The sequence below is a fragment of the Pseudomonas sp. CAN1 genome (assembly GCF_030462585.1).
GTDB lineage: Bacteria > Pseudomonadota > Gammaproteobacteria > Pseudomonadales > Pseudomonadaceae > Pseudomonas.
Genome location: NZ_JASMRU010000009.1, coordinates 26,615 through 40,341, shown reverse-complemented (window position 1 = coordinate 40,341; position 13,727 = coordinate 26,615). Strand labels below are relative to the sequence as shown.

The 13,727-nt window shown below is 64.4% G+C and carries 11 protein-coding genes; 4 read left to right on the top strand and 7 right to left on the bottom strand.

All coding sequences use genetic code 11. The features are described from left to right. Positions 1-97 precede the first annotated feature (97 nt). Entirely contained in the window at positions 98-2,359 is a 2,262-nt protein-coding gene (locus tag QO207_RS14660) for a TonB-dependent siderophore receptor (RefSeq protein WP_301533115.1), read from the bottom strand. A 201-nt stretch (positions 2,360-2,560) separates the two neighbouring features. Here QO207_RS14660 and QO207_RS14655 point away from each other — a divergent pair, with 201 nt between their 5' ends. The 3 genes from QO207_RS14655 (at position 2,561) to QO207_RS14645 (ending at position 5,948) form a co-directional block, all read left to right on the top strand. Beyond that, a complete protein-coding gene (locus QO207_RS14655; RefSeq protein WP_301533114.1) occupies positions 2,561-3,241 on the top strand; it encodes a Fe2+-dependent dioxygenase in 681 nt (226 codons plus the stop codon). A 6-nt stretch (positions 3,242-3,247) separates the two neighbouring features. Then, entirely contained in the window at positions 3,248-4,042 is a 795-nt protein-coding gene (locus QO207_RS14650; RefSeq protein ID WP_301533113.1) for a tetratricopeptide repeat protein, read from the top strand. 103 nt (positions 4,043-4,145) lie between these two features. Then, complete coding sequence (locus tag QO207_RS14645) at positions 4,146-5,948, top strand: phosphoethanolamine transferase CptA (protein ID WP_301533112.1); 1,803 nt, start codon at positions 4,146-4,148, stop codon at positions 5,946-5,948. A gap of 839 nt (positions 5,949-6,787) precedes the next feature. On the opposite strand, the gene QO207_RS14640 is transcribed toward QO207_RS14645, so the two are convergent. From QO207_RS14640 to QO207_RS14615, 6 genes are all read right to left on the bottom strand, one after another. Then, positions 6,788-7,951, bottom strand: coding sequence for a type III PLP-dependent enzyme (locus tag QO207_RS14640; protein WP_301533111.1), 1,164 nt, complete (start codon positions 7,949-7,951; stop codon positions 6,788-6,790). Positions 7,952-8,486: 535 nt separating this feature from the next. After that, positions 8,487-9,653 carry a betaine/proline/choline family ABC transporter ATP-binding protein gene (locus QO207_RS14635; protein ID WP_301533110.1) on the bottom strand — a complete coding sequence of 389 codons (1,167 nt, stop codon included), beginning with the start codon at positions 9,651-9,653 and terminating at the stop codon, positions 8,487-8,489. A gap of 2 nt (positions 9,654-9,655) precedes the next feature. Beyond that, positions 9,656-10,321 (bottom strand): ABC transporter permease, encoded by a 666-nt coding sequence (locus QO207_RS14630; protein WP_301533109.1) that lies wholly within the window; start codon positions 10,319-10,321, stop codon positions 9,656-9,658. Position 10,322: 1 nt separating this feature from the next. Next, complete coding sequence (locus QO207_RS14625; RefSeq protein WP_301533108.1) at positions 10,323-11,264, bottom strand: glycine betaine ABC transporter substrate-binding protein; 942 nt, start codon at positions 11,262-11,264, stop codon at positions 10,323-10,325. Between the two features lie 26 nt (positions 11,265-11,290). Further along, positions 11,291-12,007: an ABC transporter permease gene (locus QO207_RS14620; protein ID WP_301533107.1), complete on the bottom strand. Its 717-nt coding sequence runs from the start codon at positions 12,005-12,007 to the stop codon at positions 11,291-11,293. Between the two features lie 180 nt (positions 12,008-12,187). Next, entirely contained in the window at positions 12,188-12,373 is a 186-nt protein-coding gene (locus QO207_RS14615) for a hypothetical protein (RefSeq protein ID WP_301533106.1), read from the bottom strand. An 80-nt stretch (positions 12,374-12,453) separates the two neighbouring features. Here QO207_RS14615 and QO207_RS14610 point away from each other — a divergent pair, with 80 nt between their 5' ends. Then, positions 12,454-13,725, top strand: a complete 1,272-nt coding sequence (locus tag QO207_RS14610) for a sodium:proton antiporter (protein WP_301533105.1) — start codon at positions 12,454-12,456, stop codon at positions 13,723-13,725. Positions 13,726-13,727: the final 2 nt, after the last annotated feature.

Here is a 13,727-nt window from a genome sequence, read left to right as displayed (position 1 = left end):
CTCGCCGAGGGAGCCCGGATAAAGAAAAGCCCCGGCCGAGGAGCATCGGCCGGGGCGGGGCGCCAGAGGTGCGCGCCCCAACGGAAGGAGCTCGTTCTCAGAAGTGGACGTTGACGCCCAGCAGCGCCGTGCGACCAGGGGCCACGTGGGCCATGTGGGTGCTGAAGACCTGGTCGAAGTAGCGCTTGTCGGTCAGGTTCTGCACGTTGAGCTGCAGGTCGACGTTCTTGCTGATCACGTACTTGGCCATGGCGTCGTAGCGCCAGTAGGACGGGATCATGGTGCTGTTGGCGGTGTTGCCGTACTGCTCGTCGACGTAGGTGGCGCCGCCGCCCACGGTGAAGTTCTGCAGCACGTCGTAGGTCGACCAGAGGGTGAAGTTGTTCTGTGCGGTCTGCGGCATGCGGTTGCCTTCGTCGCTGGCCACGCTGGACTTGAGGATCTCGCTGTCCAGGTAGGTGTAGCCGCCGAAGACTTTCCACTTGGGCGTCAGCGCGCCGCTGAAGCCCAGCTCGACGCCCTGCACACGCTGCTCGCCATCGAGCACCTGCACGGTGGAGTCATCCGGCGAGGCGACACGGGCGTTGGTCTTGTCGGTACGGAAGATCGCCGCATTGAGCGACAGCGCTTCGTCGAAGAACGCCCACTTGGTGCCGATCTCGTAGTTGCGGTTGCGTTCCGGATCGAGGTTGGTGTTGGCCAGGGCCAGGTCGCCACCGCCTTCACCGGCAGTCTCGCCGCTGGGGTTGCTGGAAGTGGACCAGGCGGCGTAGACGCTGCCGTTGGGCGCCGGTTTGTAGACCACGCCGAGCTGGTAGTTCCAGAAGTGCGAGTTGTTCTGGCGGTCGAAATCGCCGGCGGGCGAGCCGCGGCCCCCGGTGGAATAACCGCTGGAGCGGGTCTCGAAGTCGTCGTAGCGCAGGCCGAGGTTGAGGTCCCACTGCTCGCTGAGCTTGAGGGTATCAAACACGTAGGCCGAGGCGGTCTTGGTGTCGGTGTCGGTAAAGGCGGCGCTGTCGGTGATGCTGCCGGTCCAGTGGTCGCCCGGAGTCGGCTTGTTCAGGCTGGTGCAGTCGCCGCTGGCGATCAGCGATGGCGTGCAGATGTTGCCGCTGCCGCCGCCCGGAGTGATCACGTACGGGCGGTTGTGCACGTCCTCGTAGCTGAACTCCATGCCGGTCACCAGGGTGTGGCCGACGAAGCCGGTGTCGAAGGTGGACTTCAGGTCAGTCTGGTTGACCCAGCCCTTGGAGGTGGAGTTGCGGTTCTTCGAGGAGCGATAGACCAGGCCGTTGGCGACGTTGCCACGACTGTCGTCGGGGTTGGTGACGATGTAGTCGAGGGTGGTGCGCACCAGACGGAAGCTGTTGGACAGGGTCAGGTTGTCGTTCAGGTCGTGCTCGATCCGGAAGGTCCCGGTATCGGTGGTGCTCTTGCGATAGTCGCGATCGTTCAGGCCGTAGAAGTTGCTCTTGTCCACGGACACCGGCTTGCTCGGGTTGCGCTCGCTGCGCCCGGTGAGGGTCAGCGGGATGCCGTAGTCGGGCATGTCGTCGGTGGACAGGTGGTAGTAGGACAGCGTCGCACGGGTCGGCGTGTTGAAGCCGAAGGTGATGGTCGGCGCGACGCCCCAGCGGCTGACATTCACCTCGTCGCGGCCGGCGACGTTGGCATCGTGCTTCATCAGGTTCAGGCGGAAGGCCGCGTTGTCGCCCAGCATGTGGTTGACGTCGAGGGTGGTACGGCGGGTCTGGTCGGTGCCCAGCACGACGCTGGCGTCGTTGAAGTCGGCCTGCTTGGCGGTCTTGCTGATCAGGTTCAGGCTGCCACCGGTGGAGCCGGCGCCGGTGTAGGCGGAACCCGGGCCCTTGCTCACTTCGATCTGCTCGATGTTGAAGATTTCGCGGGTCTGCGAGGCGACGTCGCGCATGCCGTCGAGGAAGGTGTCGCTCTCGGCGTTGAAGCCGCGGATGAACGGGCGATCACCCGCCGGGTTGCCACCCTCACCCGCCCCGAAGGTGATGCCGGGCGTGGTGCGCAGCGCATCCTGCAGGGTCAGCGCGCCGGTATCCTTGATCACCTGCTGCGGGATCACGGTGACGGTCTTGGGCGTATCCAGCAGCGGCGCGGTGTACTTCTCGTTGGAGGACTTCTCGACGTTATAGGTGGTCGGGTCCTGCTGCTGGCTGCCGACGACGGTGTCGGCGTCCAGGGACAGCACGTCCTGGCCGGACTTCTTGTCCGACGCCTCGGCGGCGTGGGCCAGGTGGGTGCCGGACATGGCGGTGATCGCCACGCCGACGGCGCTGACTAGAAGGCGCGGCTTGCTGCCGGCGAACTCGGTGGATTGACGCGACATTGGAACTCCCTCCCCAGGGGCTCATGAAGGCCGCGCAATCTATTGCAATTGAGAAATTGTATCAATTCACAAATATTCCCATACGCAGATGATTTACAACATTTACACTTTCTCCCTGTCGGAAGTAGGGGTATGCCGGTGTACCGATATGTTGCAAATCATTATCATTGGCAAATTATCCAGTTCTGACGGAATCGCCCCATGCTGCTGCACATTCCCGGCGTCTTCACCCGCGAGGAGGTGACGCGCATCCGCGCCGCCCTGGAACAGGCCGAATGGGCCGACGGCAAGGTCACCGCCGGCTACCAGTCGTCCCGCGCCAAGCACAACCTGCAACTGCCGCAGGACCACCCGCTGGCCCGCGAGATTGGCGAAGCCATGCTGCAGCGCCTGTGGATCAACCCGCTGTTCCAGTCCGCCGCCCTGCCAAGCAAGGTGTTCCCACCGCTGTTCAACTGCTACACCGGCGGCGGCTCGTTCGACTTCCACATCGACAACGCCGTGCGCGACACCCAGGGAGGCCGCGAGCGGGTGCGCACCGACGTCTCCTCGACGCTGTTCTTCAGCGACCCGGAGGACTACGACGGCGGCGAACTGGTGATCCAGGACACCTACGGCACCCAGCAGGTCAAGCTGCCCGCCGGCGACCTGGTGCTTTACCCCGCCACCAGCCTGCACAAGGTCAACCCGGTGACCCGCGGCGCACGCATCGCCTCGTTCTTCTGGACCCAGAGCCTGGTGCGCGAGGACAGCCAGCGCGCCCTGCTGTTCCAGATGGACCAGTCGATCCAGGCGCTGACCCGCGATGTGCCCGACCACCCGGCACTGGTCGAGCTGACCGGCACCTACCACAACCTGCTGCGCCGCTGGGTGGACGTCTGACCTGCCATGAGTTTCGTCCTGCGTCGTACCGAAGAAATCAACGTCGAAGACCTCAGCGGCCAGCTGGCTGGTGACCCGCGCCAGACCGCCCGGCTGATCCTCGCCGGTGCCCGTGAGGGCGACCTCGAAGCCCAGGCCCTGCTCGGGCAGATACTGCTCGACGGCCACGGCATCGAGCAGGACGTGCCACTGGCGGTGACCTGGTTCAGCCTCGCCGCCGACCGCGGCCACGCCATGGCGCGCAACATGCTCGGCCGCTGCCTGGAGCACGGCTGGGGCTGCGCCCAGGATGAGTCAGCCGCCGCCCGCCAGTACGAGTTGGCGGCCCGGCAGAAGCTCGACTGGGCCCTGTACAACCTCGCCAACCTGCTTTCCACCGGGCGCGGCGTGGCCCGCGACGACGCTCGCGCGCTGGAGCTTTACCAGCGCGCCGCGGCGCTGGGCCACGCCAAGTCGATGAACCTGGTCGGGCGCTTCCACGAGGAAGGCCTGGTGGTACCGCGCGACCTGGAGGCGGCCCAACAGTGGTACCGCCGATCGGCCGAAGCCGGCGACTTCCGCGGCCAGTTCAGCCATGCCTCGGTGCTTGCCGAGCGTGGTGACCTGCCGGCCGCGCGCATCTGGCTGGAGCGCGCGCTGGAGGGCGGCAATCTCAACTTCCTCCGCGTTGCCCGCCAGCAGCTGGCCGCTTCCATGCCGCCAAGCCTGGCGGAGCTGACCCTGGCCTACTTCCAGAAAGCCGCGGAGTTGGGGGACGAATCTGACCTGCATCAGCTTGCCGTACATCTGGGCGCAGCCTGACCCACAAGCCACTTGACGCAATTTTCACGATCGCCTTGCTAGCTTCGCCAGCCATCCTGGCTGTCGGAGCATTCGGCAGCCGCCCGGCAACAACGAGGCGCAAGTGACGAACACCAATTCCCCCGCAGCGCGCAAAGGCGTGGACTGGGCCGGCCTGGGCTGGCTCCTGCTGTTCTTCTGGTACTTCTCCGGCGTTACCCAGGCGCTGATCCTGTTCAGCGGCACCACCGGCTTCGCCGGCTTCCGTGACGCCTTCTTCCTCAGCAGCCTGTGGCTTGCCCCGGTATTGCTGTTGCCGCGCTTCACCAAGGGCATCTCGGCAGTCATCGGCCTGGTGCTCTGGGGCGCCTCGCTGGTGGGCCTGAGCTACTTCGGCATCTACAAGCAGGAGTTCTCGCAGAGCGTCATCTTCGTGATGTTCGAGTCCAACACCGCCGAGGCCGGCGAGTACTTCAGCCAGTACTTCAGCCTCTGGCTGTGCCTGGCCCTGCTGGCCTACAGCGTGGTCGCCGTGCTGCTGTGGAAGCGCATCCGCCCGGTGCGCCTGCCGGTCTTCGCGCGCATCCCGGTGGCGGCGCTGCTGGTGGCGATGAACCTGGTCTACCCGTTCTACAAGCAGATGGTCACCCAGGAGCGCACCTTCGCCGAAGCCATGGAGAAGGTGCAGCAGCGCATGGAACCCGCCGTGCCCTGGCAGCTTGTCGTGGGCTACCAGCAGTACCGCCAGCAGCTGGACAACATGCAGAAGCTGCTGCAGCAGAACGCCTCGCTGCCGCCGCTGAAGAACCTCAAGGACAGCAGCGGCGACGAGCCGCGCACCCTGGTGCTGGTGCTGGGCGAATCCACCACCCGCCAGCACATGCACCTGTACGGCTACAACCGCGACACCACGCCGAACCTCGACGCCCTGGCCGCCAGCGGCAAGGGCTTGACCGTGTTCAACAACGTGGTCGCGCCGCGCCCCTACACCATCGAAGTGATGCAGCAGATCCTCACCTTCGGCGATGAGCAGAACCCGGATCGGTTCCTCACCGACCCGTCGCTGATCAACCTGATGAAACAGGCGGGCTACAAGACCTTCTGGATCACCAACCAGCAGACGATGACCAAGCGCAACACCATGCTCACCACCTTCTCCCAGCAGACGGACGAGCCGGTGTACCTGAACAACCAGCGCAACCAGAACGCCAGCCAGTACGACGGCGTGGTGCTGGCGCCGTTCGAGAAGGCGCTGCGCGACCCTGCGCAGAAGAAGCTCATCGTCATCCATCTGCTGGGCACGCACATGGACTACCGCTACCGCTACCCGGACGAGTTCGCCTACTTCAAGGACCGCCAGGGCGTGCCGGCGGCGCTCTCGGATGACCAGGTGGAAACCTACAACTTCTACGACAACGCGGTGCGCTACAACGATTTCGTGGTGTCGAGCCTGATGAAACGCTACGCCGAGTCCAACGCCAACGGCTTCATGCTCTATCTCTCCGACCACGGCGAGGAGGTCTACAGCTCCGGCAGCCATGACCGTCTGGGCCGCAACGAGATGGACCCGACCCGGCCGATGTACACCATCCCGTTCATGATCTGGACCTCGCCGAGCTGGCAGGCCGCCCACCCGCGCGATCTGCAGGCAGTGGCCAACCGGTCGTACAGCAGCTCGCACCTGATCCACACCCTCTCCGACCTCGCCGGCCTGAGCTACGACCTCTACGAGCCAGCCAAGAGCCTGGTGAACCAGCAGTTCGCCAGCACCCCGCGCTGGATCGGCGACCCCTACGCGAAGAACGGCCTGCACGAGTTCGACAAGCTGCCGCAGGACCAGGCAGCACTGCATCAGGAAATCGCCACCAGCACCAAGGCCCCCACCACCGCTCAGGTGCCGGTGAAGGCGCAGCCTGACGAGGGTTGAGTCTTCGCTGAGTTGATGAAAACGCCCCGCTTTTGCGGGGCGTTTTTCATTCCGAGGCGGGTCGCGACGCAGGATGGGTGGAGCGCATGCTGCCGGTGCATTGGATTCGATGGGTATCGCTGCGCTCCACACCATCCTACGCATGCGTTTGCCGAGGACGACGGCAGGGCTCGGTTCGCGAGCAAGCTCGCTCCTACGAAGAGCATCAGATCGTAGGGCGCATAGCGCGTCAGCGTTATCCGCCGTCGTGGTATCGGCGGATAACCCGTTCCGGGTTATGCGCCCTACGCAAATCGATGGGTATCGCTGCGCTCCACGCCATCCTACGCATGCTTTTGCCGAGGACGACGGCAGGGCTCGGTTCGCGAGCAAGCTCGCTCCTACGAAGAGCGCCACCACTCCGGCCGTCTCTGGCTCTGGCTCTTGAAGACTTCCAGAGAAACATCCGCGCACTCTGACTGCCCCGTTCAGGAGGCCTCGTTGAAGCGGAGTTTCAGGGGTTGAGCGACATGGATGTCGCGAGAGCTGCGATGGGCCAGGGATGGCCCTTCGCAGCGTGCCCCTGAAGCTTCGTTTCAACGAGGGTATTTTTCGCCTAAGCGAAAAACCGGATGTCCGGGGCAAGACCTTTTGGTTCCTTTTGGGGCGTTTGCCAAAAGGGACTCGCCCGAGGGGGCGAAATACGGAGTCCACGCGCACACCGAAGCGGCGCATAAACACCCAACGCCAAGCAAGAGCATCGCGGAGAAGCTCCGCTCCTACAAAAGCAGCCTCCCGACACAACAATCCCCCAAAAGAAAAAGCCCCGCTGATGCGGGGCCATTTCATCCAGGCGCGCCTTACAGGTAGAACGCCTTCAACGGCGGGAACCCATTGAACTCCACCGCGCTGTAGCTGGTGGTGTAGGCACCGGTCGACAGCCAGTACAGGCGATCACCAGCCGCCAGGTTCAGCGGCAGGCCGTACTTGTAGTGCTCGTACATGATGTCCGCGCTGTCGCAGGTCGGGCCGGCGATCACCACTTCTTCCAGCTCGCCCGCCTTCTCCACGTGGATCGGGAACTTGATGGACTCGTCCATGGTTTCGATCAGGCCAGAGAACTTGCCCACGTCGGTGAACACCCAGCGCTCGACCGCGGTACGCGACTTGCGCGCCACCAGCACGACTTCGCTGACCAGGATGCCAGCGTTGGCGATCAGCGAGCGGCCCGGCTCGAGGATGATTTCCGGCAGCTCGTCGCCGAAGTCTTCCTTGAGGAAGCGGATGATTTCTTCCGCGTAGGTTTCCAGGCTGTTGGTCTTGGCGATGTAGTTGGCCGGGAAGCCGCCGCCCATGTTGATCAGCTTCAGCTCGATGCCGTCTTCTTCCTTCAGGCGCTCGAAGATGACCTTCACCTTGGCAATCGCTGCGTCCCACACGCCGATGTCGCGCTGCTGCGACCCCACGTGGAAGGACACGCCGTAGGGCACCAGACCCAGGTCGCGGGCCAGCACCAGCAGGTCCATGGCCATGTCCGACTGGCAGCCGAACTTGCGCGACAGCGGCCAGTCGGCCGAGGTGGAACCTTCGGTGAGGATGCGCACATAGACCTTGGAGCCCGGCGCGGCCTTGGCGATGTTGCGCAGGTCGGCCTCGGAGTCGGTGGCGAACAGGCGCACGCCCTTCTCGTAGAAGTAGCGAATGTCGCGGGCTTTCTTGATGGTGTTGCCGTAGCTGATCTGCTCGGCGCGCACGCCGGTCTTCATCACCTTGTCCAGCTCATAGATGGAGGCGATGTCGAAGTTCGAGCCCTTGTCACGCAGCAGCTCGGTGATCTCGGTGGCAGGGTTGGCCTTCACCGCGTAGTAGATCTTGGCGAACGGGAAGCAGCCGGTCAGCTGGTCGTAGGCATCGGAAATGGTCTGCTTGTCGATGACGACGAAGGGGGTTTCCTGCTTGTCGGCAAACGCCTTCATGCGCTGGAAGGTTTCGGGGGCGAAGTAATCCTCGACCTTGATGGACATGGTTGGGACTCCAAATGGCAGAACAGGTTATTCGTAGGGGTGAAGCTGAACGTCGAATCCGTTTCCCCACTTTGGTTCGCCTACTTCCCAAGGCATGTCGCCGAGCATTACCGATACCGGGCAAAGGCACCGGCTATCTCTCGTCGTCAGTACTTGAGCCGGATGGATCGTTTCCAGCATGGACGTTCGGGCGCGAACTTTAGGACCTGAAGTTCATGAGTTCAACCCTGAATTGCCGCTTTTTCGCATCCCTTTGTCGCACTGCCGGTTGACTGTTTCGGATACTCAACAAAATGCACGGAATACCGCACAGAACGGGGCTTTCGACGCGTTTCTGCATCATCGTCCTACACAGTTAACGACCGGTGACAGAAGAGGGAGTTCAGCTGTTTGGGATGGGTGGTGCGGGAGGACTTCGAGCGGGAGTTGTTTGAGGCTTTTCGTAGGAGCGAGCTTGCTCGCGAACGAACCCCGCAGCAGAGGAACAGGTTCGCGAGCAAGCTCGCTCCTACAATGTCAGATCACGAGAGCCGGATCACGAAGCCTGCGCCACCTCGGCCGGCGACACGATAGTGGTCTTGCGCCCGCGCGAGCGCCCCGAGCTCAGGTAATCGGCGATCGACTCCTGGGTCACCTCGCCGAGGAACTGCCCCTCGGCATCCAGCACCGGCAGCCACGAGCTGTTGAACTCGTACATGCGCGACAGCAGGATGCGCAGGTGCTCGTCGTGGCTGGCGGTGACGCGGAACTCGTTGAGGAAGTCGCTGCACACGCCGTCCTTGCGGCGCATGTCCTTGCGGCGCACGTAGCCCAGGCCCTTGCCGTTGGCGTCGACCACCACCAGGTAGCGGCGATCGTCTTCTTCCATCTTCTCAATCGCCTCGGCGACGGTGGAGCCGGGGCTGGCGGTGACGATGCTGCTGTCGGCGGCATCCTCGGCGCGCACCAGCAGCAGGCGCTTCAGGGTGCTGTCCTGGCCGGTGAAGGCGCTGACGAACTCGTCCGCCGGGTGTGCCAGCAAGGTGTCCGGGTGGTCGTACTGGAGCAGGCGGCCGCTCTTGAACACAGCCACCTTGTCGCCCAGCTTGATCGCCTCGTCGATGTCATGGCTGACCATGATCACGGTCATCCCCAGCTTGCGCTGCAGCTCGAAGAACTCGTTCTGGATCGACTCGCGGTTGATCGGGTCCACCGCGCCAAAGGGTTCGTCCATCAGCAACAGCGGCGCATCCGCCGCCAGCGCACGGATCACGCCGATACGCTGCTGCTGGCCGCCGGACAGCTCGCGCGGGTAGCGCGACAGGTACTGCTTGGGTTCGAGCTTGACCATGGCCATCAGCTCGCGCGCCTTCTCCTTGCACTTCTGCTTGTCCCAGCCGAGCAGGCGCGGCACGACCATGATGTTTTCCTCGATGGTCATGTTGGGGAACAGGCCGATCTGCTGGATGACGTAGCCGATCTGCCGGCGCAGGGTCACCTCGTCCAGTTCGGCGGTGTCCTGGCCGTCGATCAGCACGCGCCCCGAGGTGGGCTGGATGATGCGGTTGATCATCTTCAGCGTGGTGGTCTTGCCGCAACCGGAGGGGCCGAGGAACACGCAGATCTCGCCCTTCTCCACGGTCAGGCTGACCTTGTCGACGGCGCGGAACTCCTTGCCGTCCTTGAGGGTGAAGGTCTTGGTCAGTTGGTCGAGTTCGATCATGTTCAGTCTCCTGTCTGCGGGCGCAGGCCCTTCGGGGTGAGCGCACGCTGCAGCCATTGCAGCAGCAGGTCGGCGGCGATGGCCAAGAGGCTCACCAGCACCGCGCCGACCACCAGCATGGGCATGTTGGATTGGCTGATGGAATTGAGGATGAGGACGCCCAGGCCGCCGGCGCCGATCACCGCGGCGATGGTCATCACGCCGATGTTCATCACCACGGCGGTGCGCACGCCGGCGAGGATCACCGGTACGGCGATGGGGATGTCGACCATCCGCAGGCGCTGCCAGAAGGTCATGCCGATGCCCTTGCCGGCTTCGCGGATGCCGGGTTCGACGTTGGTCAGCGCAAGGTAGGTGTTGCGCAGGATCGGCAGCAGCGAATAGAGGAACACCGCGGTGATCGCCGGCAGCGGGCCGAGGCCCTGGCCGATCTTCGAGTAGAGCGGCAGCATCAGGCCGAACAGCGCGATGGACGGGATGGTCAGCACCACGGTGGCGGCGCCCTGCAGCGGCCCGGCGAGCCAGCGGAAGCGCGTCATCAGCACGCCCAGCGGCACGCCGACGATGATCGCCAGGCCCACGGCGATGGACACCAGCATCAGGTGCTGCATGGTCAGTTGTCCGACCTGGGTCCAGTCCAGGCGGGAAATCACGGTCATGAAGTCCATGTCAGTTTTCCTCCCCGGCAGGCTGGTCATTGGTGGACTGGGCCTTGTCACCCAGCAGCTTGTGCTCGCGCAGGAATTTCTGCGCCACGCGCTGCGGCGGTTCCTGTTCGATGTCGACCTGGGCGTTGAGCGCCTGCATGGTCTTGTCGTCGAGCAGGTCGGAGATGGGCTCGAACAGGGTCTTCAGCTCCGGGTGCTTCTGCAGCGCATCGGCGCGCAGGACCGGGGCGGCGTTGTAGAAGGGGAAGAAGTGCTTGTCGTCTTCCAACACGCGCAGCTTGAAGTCCTTCAGGCGGCCGTCGGTGGTGTAGACGAGGCCGACGAACACCTGGCGATTCTTCAGCGCGGTGTAGACCAGCCCGGCGTCCATCTGCCGCACGTCGTCACGGGTGAAGTGGAAGCCGTACAGCTCGCTCATCGGCGCGAGACCATCGGGGCGCCCGGCAAACTCCGGGTCCATGGCGAACAGGTGGGTCTGCTTCGTGCCCTGCTCCTTCATCACCCGCGCCAGGTCGCTAAGGGTGCGCACGCCGAGCTGTTCGGCCTGCTCCTCGGGCATCGCCAGGGCGTAGGTGTTGTTGAACGGTGCGGGCTTGGGCCAGACCAGGCCCTTCTTGCCGTCCAGCTCGCGGACCTTGGCCAGGGACTGCTCGGCGTCGAGCTTTTCCTTGACCTTGTTGTAGACGATCAGCGACGAGCCGGTGTACTCCCAGACCAGGTCCAGCTGCCCGCTCTGCTGGGCGCTGCGCGCCAGGGTGCTGCCCAGGCCGTTGGTGACCTTCACCTCGTAGCCCTTGCTCTGCAGGTACTGCGCGGTGATGGCGGTGAGGATGCGCTGTTCGGTGAACGGCTTGCCGCCGATGCGGATCACGTCGGCCGCATGCGCAGCTCCGGTGGCGGCGGCGAGCAACAGGCCGAGCGCACCAAGCAGTCGGTGTCTCATGCTGATTCCTTTGAAATCGAAAGCTTTCATTGCGTCAGCCCCCGTTCCAGCACGCTGCGGCTGAACAGTACCACCAGGCCATCGAGCACCAGCGCCAGCAGCGCGGTGCACACGGCGCCGAGCAGCAGCTTGGACTGGTCGTCCAGGGCGATGCCGGGGAAGATCAGGCTGCCCAGGCTGTTGGCACCGATCAGGAAAGCCAGCGGCGCGGAACCGACGTTCAGCGCCAGCGCAATGCGCACACCGCCCATGATCAGCGGCACCGCGTTGGGCAACTCGACCCGCAGCAGCACCTGGCGCGGGGTCATGCCGATACCGGTGGCCGCTTCCTTGAGCGAGGCCGGCACGGCGCGCAGGCCTTCGTAGGTGTTGCGCACGATGGGCAGCAGGGAGGCGAGGAACAGCGCGAGGATCGCCGGGCCATTGCCGATCCCGACTATCGCCAGGGCGATGGCCAGCACGGCCAGCGGCGGGATGGTGTTGCCGACGTTGAATATCTGCATCAGGCGTTCGGCCTGCCCCTGCAGGGCGGGCCGGCTGAGCAGGATGCCGGCGGGGATACCGACCGCAACGGCGGCCAGCATGGAGACGAACACCAGGAACAGGTGCGCCTGCAGGTAGAACTGCAGGTCTTCGCGGTATTGCCACAAGGTGGCGGGGGTGATCCAGTGGATCAGCAGGGCCAGAACAACGACTGCAAAGCAGACGCCGAACAGGGCCTTGCCCGTGGTGGTCTTCACCATGGTTGGGGGACTCCCTTCGGGTGCACGGCGACTGGCATCGCCGCACTCACTTGACGCTCGATCCCGTCCAGAAAGCTAGTTGGGACCGCGATTAAACGCGACGAGAATCAAGCACTTGCAAATCGCTGGCGGACTGTCGTCGCGAAGGGGTGGACCCCCTCAAGTGCGGCTGGGTTCAGTTTATTTGCCATCCTTGTGCCATTGCGCAACGGCGTTTTCGCCGTCAGCTCCCATGGGCCGGGGGTTGTAGCCGACAAAATTTTTTTCGAAAATTCGCCCATCCGGGTGAACCATCGCACCCCATGACTTGCCAAACGCCGAATGCGCCCAGCGGTTCCGCACGCTTTGCAACTCAGCGGTTATCATCGGGATTCCTTTCGCGTGCCCCCGACCCATGGATAGGTCACTCGGGGCCGGCGTCTTGCCTACCACGGAGATTCATCGCCATGCTTGATCTGGCCGCAGCGTTCATCGCGCTGACCACCCTGCTCACCTACGTCAACTACCGTTTCATCCGTCTGCCGCCGACCATCGGCGTCATGGCCACCGCCCTGGTGTTCTCCTTCATCGCCCAGGGCATGTCGCTGATCGGCTATCCGGTTCTGGAAGTCGAGATGCAACAGATGATCAGCCGCATCGACTTCTCCGACGTGCTGATGACCTGGTTCCTGCCCGCCCTGCTGTTCGCCGGCGCGCTGCACGTGAACCTCGCCGACCTGCGCAACTACAAGTGGCCCATCGGCCTGCTGGCCACCTTCGGCGTGCTGATCGCCACCACCGTGATCGGCTACCTGGCCTACTACACCTTCGCCCTCTTCGGCTGGCACGTGGACTTCATCTACTGCCTGCTGTTCGGCGCGCTGATCTCACCCACCGACCCCATCGCGGTGCTGGGCATCCTCAAGTCGGCCAACGCGCCCAAGCCGCTGGCCACCACCATCGTCGGCGAGTCGCTGTTCAACGACGGCACCGCCGTGGTGGTCTTCACCATCCTGCTGGGCATCCTGCTGGCCGGCGAAACGCCCACTGCATCCACCATCGCCTGGCTGTTCGTGCAGGAAGCCATAGGCGGCATCCTGTTCGGCGCGGCGCTGGGCTATGGCGTGTTCCTGATGATGCGCGGCATCGACCAGTACCAGGTGGAAGTCATGCTGACCCTGGCCCTGGTACTCGGCGGCGCGGCACTGGCCGCGCGGCTGCATGTGTCGGCGCCGATCGCCATGGTGGTGGCCGGCCTGATCATCGGCAACCAGGCCCGCCAGTACGCCATGTCCGACGAGACGCGGCGCTACATCGACAAGTTCTGGGAGCTGATCGACGAGATCCTCAACGCCCTGCTGTTCGCCCTGATCGGCCTGGAGCTGCTCCTGCTGCCGTTCAACTGGCTGCACGTGGTGGCTGCCTTCGCCCTCGGCGGCGCGGTGCTGATCTCGCGCCTGCTCACCGTGGCCCCGGCCATCCTGGTGCTGCGCCAGCGGGAAAACGGCCGCCGCCAGGTGCCCGCCGGCACCATCCGCATCCTCGTCTGGGGCGGCCTGCGCGGTGGCGTCTCGGTGGCCCTGGCACTATCGCTGCCGCTGGGCGAGCAGCGCGACCTGATCCTCAGCCTGACCTACGTGGTGGTGCTGGTGTCGATCCTGCTCCAGGGCCTGTCCATCGGCCCGCTGGTGCGGCGCATCTACCAGGGCGCCGAGCCCGCCGCCGACAGCGACCACTGACG